The 20,508-nt window shown below is 70.5% G+C and carries 15 protein-coding genes; 13 read left to right on the top strand and 2 right to left on the bottom strand.

Features of this window, described 5'->3' with window-relative positions; genetic code table 11:
• Positions 1–179: 179 nt before the first annotated feature.
• Entirely contained in the window at positions 180–3,200 is a 3,021-nt protein-coding gene (uvrA, locus tag AB0J12_RS27005; protein WP_363267014.1) for an excinuclease ABC subunit UvrA, read from the top strand.
• Between the two features lie 145 nt (positions 3,201–3,345).
• Here uvrA and AB0J12_RS27000 read toward each other — a convergent pair whose 3' ends face one another.
• Both AB0J12_RS27000 and AB0J12_RS26995 read right to left on the bottom strand, forming a co-directional pair.
• Positions 3,346–4,254 carry a carbohydrate kinase gene (locus AB0J12_RS27000; protein ID WP_363267013.1) on the bottom strand — a complete coding sequence of 303 codons (909 nt, stop codon included), beginning with the start codon at positions 4,252–4,254 and terminating at the stop codon, positions 3,346–3,348.
• Between the two features lie 38 nt (positions 4,255–4,292).
• A complete protein-coding gene (locus AB0J12_RS26995) occupies positions 4,293–5,321 on the bottom strand; it encodes a LacI family DNA-binding transcriptional regulator (protein ID WP_363267012.1) in 1,029 nt (342 codons plus the stop codon).
• Positions 5,322–5,529: 208 nt separating this feature from the next.
• Between AB0J12_RS26995 and AB0J12_RS26990 the strand changes: the two genes are divergently transcribed.
• From AB0J12_RS26990 to pgi, 12 genes are all read left to right on the top strand, one after another.
• Complete coding sequence (locus AB0J12_RS26990) at positions 5,530–5,937, top strand: Rieske (2Fe-2S) protein (RefSeq protein ID WP_363267011.1); 408 nt, start codon at positions 5,530–5,532, stop codon at positions 5,935–5,937.
• 111 nt (positions 5,938–6,048) lie between these two features.
• Positions 6,049–8,139, top strand: a complete 2,091-nt coding sequence (uvrC, locus tag AB0J12_RS26985; RefSeq protein WP_363267010.1) for an excinuclease ABC subunit UvrC — start codon at positions 6,049–6,051, stop codon at positions 8,137–8,139.
• Positions 8,136–9,095, top strand: coding sequence for an RNase adapter RapZ (gene rapZ, locus AB0J12_RS26980; RefSeq protein WP_363267009.1), 960 nt, complete (start codon positions 8,136–8,138; stop codon positions 9,093–9,095). Before uvrC ends, rapZ begins: the two co-directional genes overlap by 4 nt.
• Positions 9,092–10,159 (top strand): uridine diphosphate-N-acetylglucosamine-binding protein YvcK, encoded by a 1,068-nt coding sequence (gene yvcK / locus AB0J12_RS26975; protein WP_363267008.1) that lies wholly within the window; start codon positions 9,092–9,094, stop codon positions 10,157–10,159. Before rapZ ends, yvcK begins: the two co-directional genes overlap by 4 nt.
• Positions 10,150–11,139 carry a DNA-binding protein WhiA gene (gene whiA / locus AB0J12_RS26970; RefSeq protein WP_363267007.1) on the top strand — a complete coding sequence of 330 codons (990 nt, stop codon included), beginning with the start codon at positions 10,150–10,152 and terminating at the stop codon, positions 11,137–11,139. Before yvcK ends, whiA begins: the two co-directional genes overlap by 10 nt.
• 147 nt (positions 11,140–11,286) lie before the next feature.
• Positions 11,287–14,235, top strand: a complete 2,949-nt coding sequence (locus tag AB0J12_RS26965) for a M14 family zinc carboxypeptidase (RefSeq protein ID WP_363267006.1) — start codon at positions 11,287–11,289, stop codon at positions 14,233–14,235.
• A gap of 358 nt (positions 14,236–14,593) precedes the next feature.
• Positions 14,594–15,601: a type I glyceraldehyde-3-phosphate dehydrogenase gene (gene gap, locus AB0J12_RS26960; RefSeq protein ID WP_363267005.1), complete on the top strand. Its 1,008-nt coding sequence runs from the start codon at positions 14,594–14,596 to the stop codon at positions 15,599–15,601.
• Between the two features lie 146 nt (positions 15,602–15,747).
• Positions 15,748–16,959: a phosphoglycerate kinase gene (locus AB0J12_RS26955; RefSeq protein WP_363267004.1), complete on the top strand. Its 1,212-nt coding sequence runs from the start codon at positions 15,748–15,750 to the stop codon at positions 16,957–16,959.
• Between the two features lie 6 nt (positions 16,960–16,965).
• Complete coding sequence (tpiA, locus tag AB0J12_RS26950; RefSeq protein WP_363267003.1) at positions 16,966–17,742, top strand: triose-phosphate isomerase; 777 nt, start codon at positions 16,966–16,968, stop codon at positions 17,740–17,742.
• Positions 17,743–17,850: 108 nt separating this feature from the next.
• Positions 17,851–18,087 carry a preprotein translocase subunit SecG gene (gene secG, locus AB0J12_RS26945; RefSeq protein ID WP_363267001.1) on the top strand — a complete coding sequence of 79 codons (237 nt, stop codon included), beginning with the start codon at positions 17,851–17,853 and terminating at the stop codon, positions 18,085–18,087.
• A gap of 217 nt (positions 18,088–18,304) precedes the next feature.
• Positions 18,305–18,640, top strand: a complete 336-nt coding sequence (locus AB0J12_RS26940) for an RNA polymerase-binding protein RbpA (RefSeq protein WP_003957010.1) — start codon at positions 18,305–18,307, stop codon at positions 18,638–18,640.
• A 200-nt stretch (positions 18,641–18,840) separates the two neighbouring features.
• Positions 18,841–20,490 carry a glucose-6-phosphate isomerase gene (gene pgi, locus AB0J12_RS26935; RefSeq protein WP_363267000.1) on the top strand — a complete coding sequence of 550 codons (1,650 nt, stop codon included), beginning with the start codon at positions 18,841–18,843 and terminating at the stop codon, positions 20,488–20,490.
• The last annotated feature ends 18 nt before the right edge of the window (positions 20,491–20,508 follow it).

Below are 20,508 nucleotides of genomic sequence, written 5' to 3'. Positions count from 1 at the left end.
AAGCAGTGCTGTAATTCGAATGCACGTGCTATATGGTCGGTCGTGGCGTCGGGCATGCTGGAGAGCCGGGGTTTGTTGGCAACACATGAATCCGACCGGCGTTGTCAGTGGCTCCCCCTAGTCTGGGAAAGACGGGGGCCCCGCCCCTGTCACTTCTCTCAAGAAAGGTGCGGACCGGCGTGGCCGACCGTCTCATCGTCCGTGGCGCGCGCGAGCACAACCTGAAGAACGTCTCGCTCGACCTGCCCCGTGACTCGCTCATCGTCTTCACGGGCCTGTCCGGGTCGGGCAAGTCCTCCCTGGCCTTCGACACGATCTTCGCGGAGGGCCAGCGGCGCTACGTGGAGTCGCTCTCCTCGTACGCGCGCCAGTTCCTCGGCCAGATGGACAAGCCGGACGTCGACTTCATCGAGGGACTGTCCCCGGCCGTCTCCATCGACCAGAAGTCGACCTCGCGCAACCCGCGCTCCACGGTCGGCACCATCACCGAGGTCTACGACTACCTGCGTCTGCTGTTCGCGCGCATCGGCAAGCCGCACTGCCCCGAGTGCGGCCGTCCCATCACGCGCCAGTCGCCGCAGGCCATCGTCGACAGGGTGCTGGAGCTGCCGGAGGGGAGCCGCTTCCAGGTGCTCTCGCCGCTGGTGCGCGAGCGCAAGGGCGAGTTCGTCGACCTCTTCTCCGACCTCCAGGCCAAGGGCTACTCCCGCGCGCGCGTCGACGGCGAGACGATCCAGCTCTCCAGCCCGCCCACGCTGAAGAAGCAGGAGAAGCACACCATCGAGGTGGTCGTCGACCGCCTCACGGTGAAGGACTCCGCCAAGCGCCGCCTCACCGACTCCGTGGAGACCGCCCTCGGGCTGTCCGGCGGCATGATCGTGCTCGACTTCGTCGACCTCCCCGAGGACGACCCCGAGCGCGAGCGGATGTACTCCGAGCACCTGTACTGCCCGTACGACGACCTGTCCTTCGAGGAGCTGGAGCCGCGCTCCTTCTCCTTCAACTCGCCCTTCGGCGCCTGCCCCGAGTGCACCGGCATCGGCACGCGCATGGAGGTCGACCCGGAGCTGATCGTCCCGGACCCCGACAAGAGCCTCGACGAGGGCGCCATCCACCCCTGGTCGCACGGTCACACCAGGGACTACTTCGACCGTCTGGTCGGCGCGCTCGCCGACGCCCTCGGCTTCCGCACCGACATCCCCTTCGCGGGCCTGCCGCAGCGCGCGAAGAAGGCCCTGCTCCACGGCCACAAGACGCAGATCGAGGTCCGCTACCGCAACCGCTACGGGCGCGAGCGCGTGTACACCACGCCCTTCGAGGGCGCGGTGCCCTTCGTCAAGCGCCGGCACAGCGAGGCCGAGTCCGACGCGAGCCGTGAGCGCTTCGAGGGCTACATGCGCGAGGTGCCCTGTCCCTCCTGTGAGGGCACGCGCCTGAAGCCGGTCGTCCTCGCGGTCACGATCATGGAGAAGTCGATCGCCGAGGTCTCCGCGATGTCGATCAGCGACTGCGCGGACTTTCTCGGACGGCTCAAGCTGACCGCCCGCGACAAGAAGATCGCCGAGCGGGTCCTGAAGGAGGTCAACGAGCGGCTGCGGTTCCTCGTCGACGTCGGCCTGGACTACCTCTCGCTCAACCGCGCGGCCGGCACCCTCTCCGGCGGCGAGGCCCAGCGCATCCGGCTGGCCACCCAGATCGGCTCCGGCCTCGTCGGCGTCCTGTACGTCCTCGACGAGCCGTCCATCGGCCTGCACCAGCGCGACAACCACCGGCTGATCGAGACCCTGGTCCGGCTGCGCGACATGGGCAACACGCTCATCGTCGTCGAGCACGACGAGGACACCATCAAGGTCGCCGACTGGATCGTCGACATCGGCCCCGGCGCCGGTGAGCACGGCGGCAAGGTCGTGCACAGCGGCTCCCTGAAGGAACTCCTCGCCAACAAGGAGTCGCAGACCGGCCAGTACCTCTCCGGCCGCAAGGCCATCCCGCTGCCCGACGTGCGCCGCCCGCGCGACCCGTCCCGGCAGCTCACCGTGCACGGCGCCCGCGAGAACAACCTCAAGGACATCGACGTGTCCTTCCCGCTGGGCCTGTTCACGGCGGTCACCGGCGTGTCCGGGTCCGGCAAGTCCACCCTGGTCAACGACATCCTCTACACCCACCTGGCGCGCGAGCTGAACGGCGCGCGAGGCGTTCCCGGGCGGCACACACGCGTGGAGGGCGACGACCTCGTCGACAAGGTCGTGCACGTCGACCAGTCGCCGATCGGCCGCACCCCGCGCTCGAACCCCGCGACCTACACCGGCGTCTTCGACCACATCCGCAAGCTGTTCGCCGAGACCACCGAGGCGAAGGTCCGCGGCTACATGCCGGGCCGCTTCTCCTTCAACGTCAAGGGCGGCCGCTGCGAGAACTGCGCGGGCGACGGCACGATCAAGATCGAGATGAACTTCCTCCCGGACGTCTACGTCCCGTGCGAGGTCTGCCACGGCGCCCGGTACAACCGGGAGACCCTGGAGGTCCACTACAAGGGCAAGTCCATCGCCGAGGTCCTGAACATGCCGATCGAGGAAGCCATGAACTTCTTCGAGGCCGTCCCGGCGATCAACCGCCACCTCAAGACGCTGAACGACGTCGGCCTCGGCTACGTCCGCCTCGGCCAGTCCGCGACCACCCTGTCCGGCGGTGAGGCGCAGCGCGTCAAGCTCGCCAGCGAGCTGCAGAAGCGCTCCACCGGCCGTACGGTCTACGTCCTGGACGAGCCGACCACCGGTCTGCACTTCGAGGACATCAGCAAGCTGCTGAAGGTGCTCTCCGGCCTGGTGGAGAAGGGCAACACGGTCATCGTCATCGAGCACAACCTCGACGTGATCAAGACCGCCGACTGGCTCGTCGACATGGGCCCCGAGGGCGGCGCCGGCGGCGGTCTGGTGGTCGCCGAGGGCACGCCCGAGGAGGTCGCCGCGGTCCCGGCCAGCCACACCGGCAAGTTCCTGCGGGAGATCCTCGACGCGGACCGGATCAGCGACGCCACCGTGCCCGCGGCACGCCGGAAGACCCCGGCGAAGACGCTGGCGGCGGCAGCGGGGACCCGCAAGACCGCCACCAAGGCGGTCGGCAGCGCGGCCGCCAAGAAGACGGCGGCCACGGCCAGGAAGACGGCCGCGGCGAAGACGACGCGCTCGCGCAAGGCCTGACGCTCGCCCACCGACGGGCGGTGCCTCAGCGGAGCTCCTCCGCAGGGGCGCCGCCCGTTGCCGTTCCGGCCGCCTTGAACGCTGCCGGGCTCTCGCGGGGCCACACACCGGGGCGGCGGGCGCCGGTTCTCAGGCGTGGGGCCGGTCAGTCCTCCAGCTCCCGGGCGTACGGCGGCTCCGCGCCCGCCCGGGAGCAGGTGACCGCCGCCGCGCGGGCCGCGTACCGGAGCAGCTGCTGCCAGCCGTCGGGGCCCAGGGTCGCCAGGGCGCTGGGGGAGAGGGCGTCGCGGGCGGCCAGACCGTGCAGCAGGGCCGCGTTCACCGTGTCGCCCGCGCCGATCGTGTCCACCACGTCCACCGTCTCACCGGGCACGGTGTGCACCGCGCCGTCCGCGGTGAACGCGGTCAGACCGTCGCCGCCCTGTGTGATCACCACGGCCGACGGACCGGCCGCCAACCACTCCCGGGGGGTGCCGCCCAGCCACAGGGCGTCCTCCTCGGAGAGCTTGAGCAGTGTCACGGAAGGCAGCCAGCTCTTGAACCGGGCCCGGTAGGCGTCCGCGTCGGGGATCAGCCCCGGCCGGATGTTCGGGTCGAGGGCGGTGAACACGCCCTGCGCTGCCGCGGTCCGCATCAGCTCCTCGTACGCGCTCGCCCCCGGCTCCAGCACCAGCGAGCACGTCCCGAAGGACACCGCCCGGGTCCCGGCCGGCAGCGCGGGCGGCGTCGAGAAGAGCCGGTCGGCGGTGCCCTCGACGTAGAAGGAGTAGGCGGCCGAACCGCCCGGGTCGATCGTGGCGACGGCCAGGGTCGTCGGCTCGGAGCCGCGCTGTACGGCGGAGACGTCGACCCCGGCCGCGCGCAGCCCGTCGAGCAGGGCCTCGCCGAAGGCGTCCCGCGACACCCGCGAGCAGAAGGCGGTGGGGGAGCCCAGCCGCCCCAGGGCGACCGCCGTGTTGTACGGCCCGCCGCCCAGCGCCGGCCGGAGGGCGGCGAGGGCACCCGTGCCCTGCGGTACCAGGTCGATCAGGGCCTCACCGGCGACGACGATCATGCGACGGGTTCCTCTCTGGGCTCTTCGGTGCAGGACTTTCATGCGCACGGCTGTTCAGGGCAGCCGCACGAGGTGCGGTGGACGAAGGAACAGGGCAGCCGCACGGTCCGCGCGGGCCGCTCCGGCTGCGCGAGCCGCTCCAGCAGCACGCGGACGGCGGTGGCGCCCAGCTCCCTGCTGGGCTGGGCGATCGCGGTCAGGCGGGGGGAGAACACGTCCGCCCAGGCGAAGTCGTCGAAGCAGCCCAGTGCGATGTCGTCGGGCACGGTCAGGCCCCGGGCGCGCAGGGCACGCAGGGCGCCGATGGTCATCGCGTTGTTGGCGCTGACCAGAGCGGTGGGCGGCACGGCGAGCGCCAGCAGCTCGGCGGTGGCCCGCTCGGCACCGCCGGCCGCGGAGTCGCCGTGGACGACGAGCCGCTCGTCGTAGGGCAGAGCGGCGGCCGCGAGACCGTGCCGGTAGCCGCTCATCCGCTCCCGGGTGGTGCTGAGCCCGGGCAGCCCGGCGACCAGGCCGATACGGCGGTGCCCGAGCTCGGCGAGATGGGCGACGAGCCGGGCGGTCGGCGCCGTGTTCTCGGCGTACACCTGGTCGAAGCGGAAGGCCGGGTCCGTCGGGGCGTCGACGGCCCGGTCGAGGAAGACGGCGGGAACGGCGTGGCGGGCGAGGTAGCCGACCAGGCCGTCGGGGCGGGCCGACGGCGCGACGATCACACCGTCGACGCGGCGCTCGTGCAGCAGTTGCACCACGCGGCGCTCGTGCCCGGGGTCGTCGTGCGGATCGGCGATCAGCAGGCTGTAGCCCTCCTCCAGCGCGGCCGCCTCGACGCCCTGGAGGATCTCGGTGAAGTACGGGTTGCTGATCGCGGAGACCGCGAGGCCGATGGAGCGGGTACGGGAGGTCACCAGCGAGCGGGCCAGGGTGTTCGGGGTGTACCCGAGCTCGTCGATGGCGTCCAGCACCGCCTGGCGGGTCTGCGGAAGCACCGGCCGGGTGCCGTTCAGGACGTGCGAGACGGTCGCGACGGAGACGCCGGCCGAGCGCGCGACATCGGCCATGGTGGGCATGCGAGGGGTTCCCTTCCCGGCTCTCGGTACGGACCTGGGAGGGAAGCTATCCGATCCCAGCCCCAGACGTAAACGTTTACGCAAGCGTTTACGTCACCCTTCCGGGCCGCGTTCCGACGTCCCACGGCCAGGGAGCCCACGGACCTGGGCCCCGATCAAGGGCGGTATCGTGCAGCACGCAGCACCGTCCGACCCTGTGGAGAGCCTCATGTCCGGCAGCCCGGTCCCCAGCCGCCGCACCCTGCTGAAGGGTGCCGCCGCCGTCCCCGCCGCCGGCCTGGGCCTCGCGGCCTGCTCCGGACCGTCCGAGTCCGAGGGACCCGTGGACGTCGGCCCCGAGACCGAGGTCCCCAAGGGCGGCGCGAAGCTGGACCGCAAGCACAACGTGGTGGTCGGACGCGACTCCGCCGGCACGCTCAAGGCGTTCAGCACGATCTGCACACACGCGCAGTGCCCCATCGCCAAGCTGGACGGCACGACGCTGACCTGCACCTGCCACGGCAGCCAGTTCGACGCCACCACCGGCAAGGTGCTGCACTCCCCGGCCACCGAGCCGCTCAAGGAGCTGCCGGTCCAGGTCAAGAACGGCCGGATCGTGGCGAACCCGTCGGCCTGAGACCCCGGACGGCCGCGTCGGAACGCCGCCGCGTCCGACGCCCCCGGGCACCCGGCCGGCGTTGTCCACAGCCGCGCCGCGCTGTCACTGCACGCCAGTAGGGTGTGAGACATGGCCGACCCCTCCAGCTACCGCCCCAGGCCGGGTGAGATCCCGGACTCCCCGGGGGTGTACCGGTTCCGTGACGAGCACCGCCGGGTGATCTACGTCGGGAAGGCGAAAAGCCTGCGCCAGCGCCTGGCGAACTACTTCCAGGACCTGGCGAACCTGCACCCCCGCACCCGCTCGATGGTGACCACGGCCGCGTCCGTGGAGTGGACGGTGGTGTCCACGGAGGTCGAGGCGCTGCAGCTGGAGTACTCCTGGATCAAGGAGTACGACCCGCGCTTCAACGTGAAGTACCGCGACGACAAGAGCTACCCCTACCTCGCGGTGACGATGAACGAGCAGTTCCCGCGGGTGCAGGTGATGCGCGGTCACAAGAAGAAGGGCGTGCGCTACTTCGGCCCGTACGCACACGCGTGGGCCATCCGCGACACCGTCGACCTGCTGCTGCGCGTCTTCCCGGTGCGCACCTGCTCGGCCGGCGTCTTCAAGAACGCCTCCCGCACCGGCCGTCCCTGCCTGCTCGGCTACATCGGCAAGTGCTCCGCCCCCTGCGTCGGCCGGATCGCCCCCGAGGACCACCAGGAGCTGGCCGAGGAGTTCTGCGACTTCATGGCCGGCCGCACGGGCACCTACCTGCGTCGTCTGGAGAAGCAGATGATGGAGGCAGCCGAGGAGATGGAGTACGAGCGGGCCGCCCGTCTGCGGGACGACATAGGGGCCCTGAAGAAGGCCATGGAGAAGAACGCGGTCGTGCTCGCGGACGCGACCGACGCCGACCTCATCGCCGTCGCCGAGGACGAGTTGGAGGCGGCCGTGCAGATCTTCCACGTGCGCGGCGGACGCGTGCGCGGCCAGCGCGGCTGGGTCACCGACAAGGTGGAGGAGGTCACCACCGGCGCCCTCGTCGAGCACGCCCTGCAGCAGCTCTACGGCGAGGAGAGCGGGGACGCCGTACCAAGGGAGGTCCTCGTCCCGGCGCTGCCCGACCCGCTGGAACCGGTGCAGGAGTGGCTGACCGGCCGCCGAGGGTCGAACGTGTCGCTGCGCATCCCGCAGCGCGGCGACAAGAAGGCGCTGATGGAGACGGTGCAGCGCAACGCCCAGCAGTCGCTCGTGCTGCACAAGACCAAGCGCGCCTCAGACCTCACCACGCGCTCGCGCGCGCTGGAGGAGATCGCCGACGCGCTGTCCCTCGACAGCGCCCCGCTGCGGATCGAGTGCTACGACATCTCGCACCTGCAGGGGCAGGACGTCGTGGCCTCCATGGTCGTCTTCGAGGACGGACTCGCCCGCAAGAGTGAATACCGCCGCTTCCAGATCAAGGGCTTCGAGGGCCAGGACGACGTCCGCTCCATGCACGAGGTGATCAGCCGCCGCTTCCGGCGCTATCTCGCCGAGAAGGAGCGCACCGGTGAGTGGGCCGACGAGAACGGCGACGGTGACGGCGGCGTCGACGGGGCGGACAGCCTCCCCGAGAGCCCCGGTGAGGCGAACGGCCTCAAGGACGAGGAAGGCCGCCCCAGGAAGTTCGCCTACCCGCCCCAGCTCGTCGTCGTCGACGGCGGGCAGCCGCAGGTCGCGGCCGCCAAGCGGGCCTTGGACGAGCTGGGCATCGACGACGTGGCCGTGTGCGGCCTCGCCAAGCGGCTGGAGGAGGTCTGGCTGCCGGACGACGACGATCCGGTGGTCCTGCCCCGCACCAGCGAGGGCCTCTACCTGCTGCAGCGCGTCCGTGACGAGGCGCACCGCTTCGCGATCACCTACCAGCGCAGCAAACGGGCCAAGCGGTTCCGCGCCAGCCCCCTGGACGACGTGCCGGGCCTCGGCGAGACGCGCAAGCAGGCCCTGCTGAAGCACTTCGGTTCGCTGAAGAAGCTGCGCTCCGCCACCATCGACCAGATCTGCGAGGTCCCCGGCATAGGCCGCAAGACGGCCGAGACGGTCGCCGTGGCCCTCGCCCAGGCGTCCCCGGCCGCACCCGCCGTGAACACGGCGACCGGAGAGATCATTGAAGAGGAACCCGGCACCATGGGTTCCGGCGGGGAACCCGTGACGACGGGCGCCCCGGACGAACGACGGGGGCAGGAGACATGACCGTGAACAAGCACGACGAGCAACAGGGCCAAGGCGGAGACGGAGCACACGTGAGTACGGGCACGAATGGCGAGACGCCCGGGGTCCCCGACGCGGCCATCCCCGAGCTGGTGATCATCTCCGGCATGTCCGGAGCGGGCCGCTCGACCGCGGCCAAGTGTCTGGAGGACCTCGGCTGGTTCGTCGTGGACAACCTCCCGCCCGCGCTGATCCCCACGATGGTGGAGCTCGGCGCGCGCTCGCAGGGCAACGTCGCGAGGATCGCCGTCGTCGTCGACGTACGCGGCCGGCGCTTCTTCGACAACCTGCGCGAGTCCCTCGCCGACCTCGACAGCAAGGGCGTCACCCGGCGGATCGTCTTCCTGGAGTCCTCCGACGAGGCGCTGGTGCGCCGCTTCGAGTCCGTGCGCCGCCCGCACCCGCTGCAGGGCGACGGCCGGATCGTCGACGGCATCGCCGCCGAGCGCGAGCTGCTGCGCGAGCTGCGCGGCGACGCCGACCTGGTGATCGACACCTCCAGCCTCAACGTGCACGAGCTGCGCGCCAAGATGGACGCCCAGTTCGCCGGCGACGAGGAGCCCGAGCTGAGGGCCACCGTGATGTCCTTCGGCTTCAAGTACGGCCTCCCGGTCGACGCCGACCTGGTCGTGGACATGCGGTTCCTGCCCAACCCGCACTGGGTGCCCGAGCTGCGCCCGTTCACCGGGCTCAACGAGGAGGTCGCCGCCTACGTCTTCAACCAGCCCGGGGCCAAGGAGTTCCTGGACCGCTACACCGAGCTGCTGCAGATGGTCGCCGCGGGCTACCGGCGCGAGGGCAAGCGCTATGTGACCATCGCCGTCGGCTGTACCGGCGGCAAGCACCGCTCGGTGGCCATGTCGGAGAAGCTCGCCGCGCGGCTCGCGGCCGAGGGTGTGGAGACGGTGGTCGTACACCGGGACATGGGACGGGAATGACGCGACGTACTCCGCGGCTGAGCCGGCTGCGCCGGGTCATGCCGGAAGGGCGTGCGAGCCGGCCCGTCGAGGTCCGCGGCGCCCGCCCGCGCCGCCGGGGCGCCCAGCCCAAGGTGGTCGCCCTCGGTGGCGGCATGGGCCTGTCCGCCTCGCTCGCCGCACTGCGCCGGATCACCGGCGACCTCACGGCCGTCGTCACCGTCGCCGACGACGGCGGTTCCAGCGGGCGCCTGCGCGACGAGCTCGGTGTGCTGCCGCCCGGCGACCTGCGCAAGGCCCTGGCCGCGCTGTGCGGTGACGACGAGTGGGGGCAGACCTGGGCCCGGGTCATCCAGCACCGCTTCCAGTCCCAGGGCGAGCTGCACGAGCACGCGGTCGGCAATCTGCTGATCGTCGCCCTGTGGGAGCAGCTCGGCGACCACGTCAAGGCGCTCGACCTGGTCGGCAAGCTGCTCGGCGCGCACGGCCGCGTGCTGCCCATGTCGGCCGTGCCGCTGGAGCTGCAGGCGTTGGTCAAGGGGCACGACCCGCAGCGCCCCGAGGACGTGGACACCGTGCGCGGGCAGGCCACCGTGGCGCTCACGCCCGGCGAGGTGCAGTCGGTGCATCTGGTGCCGCACGACCCGCCGGCCGTGCCCGAGGCCGTCGCGGCGGTCCTGGACGCGGACTGGGTGGTCCTCGGCCCGGGCTCCTGGTTCTCCTCGGTCATCCCGCATCTGCTGGTGCCCGAACTGCTGGACGCGCTCACCCAGACCAAGGCACGCCGGGTGCTGTCGCTGAACCTCGCTCCGCAGCCCGGAGAAACCGAAGGCTTCTCACCGCAGCGTCATTTGGAGGTTTTGGGCCGACACGCCCCTAAACTCGCCCTCGACGTGGTGCTGGCCGACGAGGCCGCCGTGCCCGACCGCGACTCGCTCACCGAGGCCGCCAAGCGGCTCGGCGCCGCGGTCGAGCTGGCGCCGGTGGCGCGGACGGACGGAACTCCCCGGCACGACCCCGAGCTGCTGGCCGCCGCGTACGACCGTATTTTTCGGATGCATGGAAGGATCGGCCCATGGCGATGACGGCAGCGGTGAAGGACGAAATCTCCCGGCTTCCCGTCACCCGGACCTGCTGCAGGAAGGCGGAGGTCTCCGCCATTCTGCGGTTCGCCGGCGGCCTCCACCTGGTGAGCGGGCGCATTGTGATCGAGGCGGAGCTGGACACCGCGATGGCGGCCCGCCGGCTCAAGCGGGACATCCTGGAGATCTTCGGCCATAGTTCGGAACTGATCGTGATGGCCCCGGGCGGGCTGCGGCGCGGCTCGCGGTACGTGGTGCGGGTCGTCGCGGGCGGTGACCAGCTGGCCCGCCAGACGGGCCTGGTGGACGGCCGGGGCCGGCCGATCCGCGGGCTGCCCCCGCAGGTGGTCTCGGGGGCCACCTGCGACGCAGAGGCGGCCTGGCGGGGCGCCTTCCTCGCGCACGGCTCGCTCACCGAGCCCGGCCGCTCCTCCTCCCTGGAGGTGACCTGCCCCGGTCCGGAGGCCGCGCTCGCCCTGGTCGGCGCCGCCCGCCGGCTGTCGATCGCGGCGAAGGCCCGTGAGGTGCGCGGAGTGGACCGGGTGGTGGTCCGCGACGGCGACGCGATCGGCGCGCTGCTCACCCGGCTCGGCGCGCACGAGTCGGTGCTGGCCTGGGAGGAACGCCGGATGCGCCGCGAGGTGCGCGCCACGGCGAACCGGCTGGCCAACTTCGACGACGCCAACCTGCGCCGCTCCGCCCGTGCCGCGGTCGCCGCCGGCGCCCGGGTGCAGCGCGCGCTGGAGATCCTCGGCGACGACGTGCCCGAGCACCTCGCGGCCGCGGGCCGGCTGCGCATGGAGCACAAGCAGGCCTCCCTGGAGGAGCTGGGCGCGCTCGCCGACCCGCCGCTGACCAAGGACGCCGTGGCGGGCCGTATCCGCCGGCTGCTCGCGATGGCCGACAAGCGCGCCTCCGACCTCGGCATCCCGGGCACGGAGGCCAACCTCAGCGACGAGCTGGCCGACAACCTCGTGGGCTGACCGTCCCTCACAAACGCCGGTGGCTTGGGCCGTTCAGGTCCCAGACACCGGCGTTTGCGTGTCCGTGAGGCGCTCTTGACTCGATCATCCGGTGACATGAGCCTGGCAACCATTCGCCGCCGTGGCGAACCACTGCTAGGGGGGTTCATGAGACCCAGAGCGAGATCGATCCTCGCTGTCGGCGCGCTCCTGCTCGGCGGAGCGAGCCTCGCACCCATCGCCCAGGCACAGCCCTCACCCGCCCACGACGCGGACGAGGTCAAGGTCTTCCGCGCCGACGTGACCAGCGAGCAGGTACCCCTGCTGCTGGCCGCCGGACAGGACGCCCACGAACTCGGCGCGCGCGCCCCGCGGCACGCAAGGACCGCCGTCGAGGTCTACCTCACCGACGAGCAGGCCCACAAGCTGCGCGAGCAGGGCGTCGCGCTCACCGAGCACACCCTGCCCGCCCGCTCCGACCAACGCCTCCAGAGCGCCGCTCAGGGCGTTTTCCGGCCGTACAGCGGGCCCGGGGGCCTCAAGGAGGAGATCGTCCGGACCGCTCAGCAGCACCCCGGCCTGACCAAGGTCGTCTCCATCGGCAAGACGGTCAACGGCCAGGACATCCTCGCGCTCAAGCTCACCAGGAACGCGAAGAGGACCAGGGACGGCGCCAGGCCGGCCGTGCTCTACATGTCCAACCAGCACGCGCGCGAGTGGATCACGCCGGAGATGACGCGCCGGCTGCTCCACCACTACCTGGACCACTACGCCACCGACCGGCGCATCAGGAAGATCGTCGACTCCACCGAGCTGTGGTTCGTGATCTCGGCCAACCCCGACGGCTACGACTACACCTTCAAGGACGCGAGCACGCGCCTGTGGCGCAAGAACCTGCGGGACGTCAACGGCGACGGCGTCATCTCCACCGGCGACGGCGTCGACCTCAACCGCAACTTCCCCTACAAGTGGGGCTACGACGACGAGGGTTCGTCGCCCAACCCCACCAGCGAGACCTACCGCGGCGCCGCCCCGGCCTCCGAGCCCGAGACCCGGGCGCTGGACGCCTTCGAGAAACGCGTCGGCTTCCGGTACGCGATCAACTACCACTCCGCCGCCGAGCTGCTGCTCTACGGCGTCGGCTGGCAGGTCGCCACCCCGACCCCGGACGACGTGCTGTACAAGGCGCTCGCGGGCACGCCGGAGCGTTCCGCGATCCCGGGCTACCACCCGCAGGTCTCCTCGGAGCTGTACACCACCAACGGCGAGGCGGACGGCCACGCGGGGAACGTCAACGGCACGGCGATGTTCACCCCGGAGATGTCGACCTGCCAGACCGCGTCGGACGCCGACCCGAACGACGCCTGGAACGCGGCCGACTGCCGTTCGGTCTTCACCTTCCCGGACGACGAGAAGCTGATCCAGCAGGAGTTCGCCAAGAACGTCCCCTTCGCGCTGTCCGTCGCCGAGACGGCCGCCCACCCCGACCGCCCGTCGTCCTCGGTCGGCCTGAGCGCCGCCGACTTCACCCCGGCGCCGTTCACCACGTCGTACTCCCGGGGCGCGGACCAGGAGGTCTCCGTCGTCGTCCGCAAGTCGGTGCGGGAGAAGGAACTGAAGTACCGCGTCGACGGCGGCCGGGTGCACGACATGACGCTGCGGCCGTGGAAGGGCGGTGAGCGCTACGGCGGCGCCGACAACCTGTACTTCGACGAGTACCGGGCCACGATCAAGGACGGCGACCCGGGCGACAAGGTCGAGGTGTGGTTCACCGGCGAGACGAAGAGCGGCAGACCCACGTCGAGCGGGCACTTCACCTACACCGTCGCCGAGCGGCCCCGCGCCGACACCCTCGTCGTCGCGGAGGAGGGCGCCAGGGCCACGCAGGCGCAGACGTACGCCGACGCGCTCAAGGCCGCCGGGCACCGGGCCGTCGTGTGGGACGTGGCCACCACGGGCGCGCCCGACGCGCTGGGCGTGCTGAAGCACTTCCGGACCGTCGTGCACTACACGGGCGCCGCCGTCCCCGGCAACGCCACCCAGCTCCAGCTGCGCGCCTACCTCAACGAGGGCGGCAAGCTGATCGAGGCGGGGGAGCGGGCCGGCGGCAGCGTCGACCTCGGTGGCGGCACCCTGTCCGACGACTTCAGCCAGTACTACCTGGGCGCGTACTCGCGTACGTCGACCCTGGGCGCCACCGGATTCACCGGCTCCGGCGCATTGAACGGGTTCGCCGGCCCGCTGGCCGAGGCCCCGGGCAACCCGCTGGACAAGGCGGGGACGTACAGCGTGACCTCCGAGGAGCTGCCCGTCGGCACCTATCCGCAGTTCGCGAGCGCGGGGGCGGGCCAGTTCGCCGGGACCGTCAATCCGTACGGGCCGTACGCGGGGGCGTCGATGGCGGCCGCCGTGCACACCGACGACGCCTACAAGCGGCTCACCCGCACCATCGACCTGACCGGTGTGACCGCCGCCGAGCAGCCCGCCCTGCGCATGCGCCTGCTGTGGGACACCGAACCGGGCTACGACCACGCGCTGCTCGAGGCGCACGGCGTGGGCGCCGACGACTGGACGACGCTGCCGGAGTCCGGCGGGGCGACGAGCCGGGCCGTGCCCGAGGAGTGCGGGGGCGGCTTCTACGTCGGTGAGCACCCGTGGCTGAAGCACTACCTGACCCTGACGGCGAACGGCTGCACCGCGACCGGCACCACCGGGGCCTGGAACAGCCTCACCGGCGCCTCCAGCGGCTGGCAGCAGGTGAGCTTCGACCTCAGCGCCTACGCCGGGCGCAGCGTCGAGGTCTCACTCGCCTATGTCACCGACCCGGGCACCGGCGGGCACGGCATGCTCGCCGACGACGTGCAGCTGGTCGCCGGGGGGAGCGTGCGGGAGACCGAGGGGTTCGAGACGTCGCTCGGCGCCTGGAGGGTCGCCGGTCCGCCGGCGGGCAGTCCGGCCGTCCTGAAGGACTGGACCCGCAGCGGAGTGCTGTTCCGCACCTATGGCGCGGTCACCACCGGGGACACCGTGCTGCTGGGCTTCGGACTGGAGCACCTGACGTCCGCGGCCGACCGCGCGGCACTCCTCGGAAGGGCGTTCGCTGCCCTTCGGCGCTGATGTTTCGAGTGGGTGACGCAGGCAACGTTGACAGATGCGGCTCCCTTTGTTCCACAGGTGAGCGCAGCCCGTCTCAGGGGTGCACGAAAAGGGGCCGCATCAGGTGAGCCGACCCGCTCACGAACGAGTGACAACGGCGTCAACAAGGGTAGGCATTTCGCAGTAAACCCGGGCGAATCCATCGCCGATCCACGTGGTCCGTACCCCTACCGGCGGGTACGGACCGCCTGCCCGCGTATGTGGCATCTCGATGTCACTCCGGGGGTCTCGGAGAGGTAGGGTCGGGGGTGGTCGGGGACATCCCAAACAGAGCTCGCCGGCTCCGCATGGCCGGCGTACCCAGCGAGGAGATCGGTTCGTGACGATCCGCGTAGGCATCAACGGGTTTGGCCGCATCGGTCGGAACTACTTCCGCGCACTGCTTGAGCAGGGCGCCGACATCGAGATCGTGGCTGTCAATGACCTGGGTGACACCGCGACCACCGCACACCTGCTGAAGTACGACACCATCCTCGGCCGCCTCAAGCAGGAGGTCACGCACACCGAGGACACCATCACCGTCGGCGGCAAGACCATCAAGGTCCTGTCCGAGCGCAACCCCGCCGACATCCCGTGGGGCGAGCTGGGTGTCGACATCGTCATCGAGTCGACGGGCATCTTCACCAAGAAGGAAGACGCCGAGAAGCACATCGCCGGCGGTGCCAAGAAGGTCATCATCTCCGCCCCGGCGAAGAACGAGGACGTCACCATCGTCATGGGTGTCAACCAGGACACCTACGACCCGGCGAACCACAACGTCATCTCCAACGCCTCCTGCACCACCAACTGTGTGGCGCCGATGGCCAAGGTCCTCGACGAGAACTTCGGCATCGTCAAGGGCCTGATGACGACGGTGCACGCGTACACGAACGACCAGCGCATCCTGGACTTCCCGCACAGCGACCTGCGCCGCGCCCGTGCCGCTGCCGAGAACATCATCCCCACCACCACCGGTGCCGCCAAGGCCACCGCCCTGGTGCTGCCGCAGCTCAAGGGCAAGCTGGACGGCATGGCCATGCGCGTCCCGGTCCCGACCGGCTCGGTCACCGACCTCGTCGTCGAGCTGTCCCGCGAGGTCACCAAGGAAGAGGTCAACGCCGCCTTCCAGAAGGCCGCCGAGGGCGAGCTCAAGGGCATCCTCGAGTACACCGAGGACGCGATCGTCTCCTCCGACATCGTCAACGAGCCGGCGTCCTGCACCTTCGACTCCTCCCTGACCATGGTCCAGGAGGGCAAGAACGTGAAGGTCATCGGCTGGTACGACAACGAGTGGGGCTACTCCAACCGCCTCGTCGACCTCACGGTCTTCGTCGGCAACCAGCTCTGATCGCCTCTTTGTAGGCATCTCGATGCGCCAGCAGGGCTCGGTCGGTGCGCACCGTCGCGCACCGGCCGGGCCCTGACGCACGTACAGGACCGGCCCCCTTTACGATCACGGAGCACCACGAGCCCTCCTCAGGAGAGTCCCCAGCAATGAAGACGATCGACGAACTTCTCGCCGACGGCGTGAGCGGCAAGCGGGTCTTCGTCCGCGCCGACCTCAACGTGCCGCTCGCCGACGGCACCATCACCGACGACGGCCGTATCCGCGCCGTACTGCCCACCGTCAAGGCCCTGGCCGACGCGGGCGCCAAGGTGGTCGTCGCCTCCCACCTCGGCCGCCCCAAGGGCACGCCGGACCCCGCCTTCTCCCTCGCCCCGGCCGCCACTCGCCTCGGGGAGCTCCTCGGCGGCGACGTCGCCTTCGCCACGGACACCGTCGGCGACTCCGCCGAGGCCACCGTCGCGGGCCTGACCGACGGCCAGGTCGCGGTCATCGAGAACCTGCGCTTCAACGCCGGTGAGACGTCCAAGGACGACGCCGAGCGCGCCGCCTTCGCCGGGCAGCTCGCCGCGCTCGCCGACGTCTACGTGGGCGACGGCTTCGGCGCCGTGCACCGCAAGCACGCCTCCGTCTTCGACCTGCCGAAGCAGCTCCCGCACTACGCCGGCTACCTCATCGCCACCGAGGTCGGCGTCCTGAAGAAGCTCACCGAGGACGTGAAGCGGCCCTACGTCGTCGCCCTCGGCGGCGCCAAGGTCTCCGACAAGCTCGCCGTCATCGACCAGCTCCTCGGCAAGGCCGACCGCCTCCTCATCGGCGGCGGCATGGCGTACACCTTCCTCAAGGCCAAGGGCTACGAGGTCGGCATCTCCCTCCTTCAGGAGGACCAGGTTCCGGTCGTCAAGGAGTACATGGAGCGCGCCGAGAAGAGCGGCGTCGAGCTGGTCCTGCCGGTCGACGTGCTGGTCTCGACGGAGTTCCCGGACCTGAAGACCAAGGCCCCGGCGACGTTCACCACCGTCGGCGCCGACGCCATCCCGGCCGACCAGGAGGGCCTGGACATCGGCCCGAAGACCCGAGAGCTGTACGCCTCGAAGCTCGCCGACGCCGCGACCGTCTTCTGGAACGGTCCCATGGGCGTCTTCGAGCACCCCGACTACGCCGAAGGCACCCGGGCCGTCGCCCAGGCCCTCGTCGAGTCCAAGGGCTTCACCGTCGTCGGCGGCGGTGACTCCGCCGCCGCCGTGCGCACGCTCGGCTTCGACGAGAACGCGTTCGGCCACATCTCGACCGGCGGTGGCGCCTCCCTCGAATACCTCGAGGGCAAGACGCTCCCCGGCCTCGCCGCACTGGAGGACTGACCCCGTATGACCACTCGCACGCCGCTGATGGCGGGCAACTGGAAGATGAACCTCAACCACCTCGAGGCCATCGCGCACGTCCAGAAGCTCGCCTTCGCCCTGGCCGACAAGGACTACGAGGCCGTAGAGGTCGCCGTCCTGCCGCCCTTCACCGACCTGCGCTCCGTGCAGACTCTGGTCGACGGCGACAAGCTGAAGATCAAGTACGGCGCCCAGGACATCTCGGCGCACGACTCCGGCGCCTACACCGGTGAGATCTCCGGCTCGATGCTGGCCAAGCTGAAGTGCACGTACGTGGCCGCCGGCCACTCCGAGCGCCGCCAGTACCACCACGAGACCGACGAGATCGTGAACACCAAGGTCAAGGCCGCCTTCAAGCACGGCCTGACCCCGATCCTGTGCGTCGGCGAGGAGCTGGACGTCCGCGAGGCGGGCAACCACGTCTCCCACACCCTCGCCCAGGTCGAGGGCGGTCTGAAGGACGTCCCGGCCGAGCAGGCCGAGTCCGTCGTGATCGCCTACGAGCCCGTGTGGGCCATCGGCACCGGCAAGGTCTGCGGCGCCGAGGACGCCCAGGAGGTCTGCGCCGCGATCCGCGGCAAGCTCGCCGAGCTGTACTCGCAGGAGCTGGCCGAGAAGGTCCGCATCCAGTACGGCGGTTCCGTCAAGGCCGGCAACGTCGCCGAGATCATGGCCCAGGCCGACATCGACGGCGCCCTGGTCGGCGGCGCCTCGCTCGACGCCGACGAGTTCGTCAAGATCGTGCGCTTCCGCGATCAGTGAGGCGAGCTGTGAGTATGCGGTGACGGCGTTTCGTCGTACCCTTGCGGGGGCCGGAGGATGTCCGCCGGCCCCCGTCGTCCATCCGATTCCGAGGAAGTTGGTCCAGCCGTGGTTCTGGGGTTCTCGATCGCCCTGATCGTCTTCAGCCTGTTGCTGATGCTGCTGGTGCTGATGCACAAGGGCAAGGGCGGCGGCCTCTCCGACATGTTCGGCGGCGGCGTGCAGTCCTCCGTCGGCGGCTCCTCGGTCGCCGAGCGCAACCTCGACCGCATCACCGTCGTGGTCGGCCTGCTGTGGCTCGCGTGCATCATCGTTCTCGGCATGGTCATGAAGTCGAACAGCTGACGGCACGCATCACGCGCATCACGCACATTCCGATACGTAAGGCCCCATGGTCGGTACGCGCCGCGGAGCGCGGCCTATCATGGGGCTTGCGTCTGCGTGCCGGGGGGCTGTAACTCCCCTCACTGGACGCGCGTTGGGCCTTACGTAAACTGAGGCGCTCGCGGCGAAGCGAAACGCCGACTAGCTTCGCGGCACCATCACGCAGGGAGTTACGACCGTGGCAAGTGGCAACGCGATCCGAGGTAGCCGGGTCGGGGCTGGGCCGATGGGCGAAGCCGAGCGCGGCGAGTCCGCGCCCCGGCTGCGCATCTCCTTCTGGTGCTCCAACGGGCACGAGACGCAGCCGAGCTTCGCCAGCGACGCGCAGGTGCCCGACACGTGGGACTGCCCGCGCTGCGGCTTCCCGGCCGGACAGGACCGGGACAACCCGCCTGACCCGCCGCGCACCGAGCCGTACAAGACGCACCTGGCGTATGTACGCGAGCGGCGCAGCGACGCGGACGGTGAGGCGATCCTCGCCGAGGCGCTCGCCAAACTGCGGGGCGAAATCTAGGACTTGACGACCGGCCGGGCGCCTCGGGGGCGCCCGGCCGGACGTGTGTGCCGCCCCGGCGGTCGCCTCCCTGACACCGGCGCGCCATCCGGACGTACCCCTTGTTGCGCCGGACGACCACGCCACGACGGCTCGTGCCGCGCGGTGATCGAATAGGTTGGGACCGCTGGGACAGGTACGAAAGAAGGCTGACGTCGGACATGAACGCAGACGGCCGCACGAGGCTCCACCGGACACCCGAATGGGCCGCGCTCGCCAAGCACCGCGAAGAGCTGGCCAAGACGCATCTGAGGGACTTGTTCGCCGCCGATCCCGGGCGCGGCACCGGGTACACGCTGCGCGTCGGTGACCTCCACATCGACTACTCCAAGCATCTGGTCACCGACGAGACCCTGCGCCTGCTGCGCGAGCTGGCCGCCGCGGCGGACGTGTTCGCCCTGCGGGACGCCATGTTCCGCGGCGAGAAGATCAACGTCACCGAGGGCCGGGCGGTCCTGCACACCGCGCTGCGCGCCCCGCGGGACGCCGTCGTCGAGGTCGGCGGGGAGAACGTCGTACCGCAGGTGCACGCCGTCCTCGACCGGATGAGCGACTTCGCCGAGCGGGTGCGCTCCGGGGAGTGGACCGGTCACACCGGCAGGCGCATCCGTCATGTCGTCAACATCGGCATCGGCGGCTCGGACCTGGGTCCCGCGATGGCCTACGAGGTGCTGCGCGCCTACACGGCGCGGGACTTGACCTTCCGTTTCGTGTCCAACGTCGACGGCGCCGATCTCCACGAGGCCGTCCGCGACCTGGACCCGGCCGAGACGCTGTTCATCGTCGCGTCCAAGACGTTCACCACGATCGAGACGATCACCAACGCCACGTCCGCGCGGGCCTGGCTGCTGGACGCGCTCGGTGACGAGGCCGCGGTCGCCCGGCACTTCGTCGCGCTGTCGACGAACGCCGGGAAGGTCGCCGCGTTCGGCATCGACACGGCCAACATGTTCGAGTTCTGGGACTGGGTCGGCGGGCGGTACTCCTACGACTCCGCGATCGGCCTGTCGCTGATGATCGCCATCGGCCCGGACCGCTTCCGGGAGATGCTCGACGGTTTCCGCATCGTCGACGACCACTTCCGCACGGCGCCGCCCGAGGCCAACGTGCCGCTCCTGCTCGGGCTGCTGGGCATCTGGTACGGCAACTTCCACGGGGCCGAGTCGCACGCGGTGCTGCCGTACTCGCACTACCTGTCCAAGTTCACGGCGTATCTGCAGCAGCTGGACATGGAGTCCAACGGCAAGTCGGTGCAGCGCGACGGGCAGCCGGTGCAGTGGCAGACCGGGCCTGTGGTGTGGGGGACGCCCGGCACCAACGGACAGCACGCGTACTACCAGTTGATCCACCAGGGCACCAAGCTGATCCCGGCGGACTTCATCGGGTTCGCCGAACCGGTGGCGGAGCTGAGTGACCGCCTCAAGGTGCAGCACGACCTGCTGATGGCCAACTTCTTCGCGCAGACGCAGGCGCTGGCCTTCGGCAAGACGCCCGAGGAGGTGCGCGCGGAGGGGGTGCCGGAGGAACTGGTCGCCCACAAGTCGTTCCGGGGCAACCACCCGACGACCACGATCCTCGCGCGCGAACTGACGCCGTCGGTGCTGGGCCAGTTGGTCGCGCTGTACGAGCACAAGGTGTTCGTGCAGGGCGCCGTGTGGAACATCGACTCCTTCGACCAGTGGGGTGTGGAGCTGGGCAAGGTCCTGGCCAAGCGGATCGAGCCGGCGCTGACGCGGGGAGCGGACGTGGCGGGCCTGGACGCGTCGACGAAGAACCTGGTGTCCGCCTACCGCGCACTGCGCCGGCGCTGACCCCCGATCGTCTGAGCG

This window comes from Streptomyces sp. NPDC049915 (genome assembly GCF_040656475.1).
In the GTDB taxonomy this organism is placed as follows: domain Bacteria; phylum Actinomycetota; class Actinomycetes; order Streptomycetales; family Streptomycetaceae; genus Streptomyces.
This window is presented reverse-complemented; position numbering and strand designations above follow the sequence as displayed.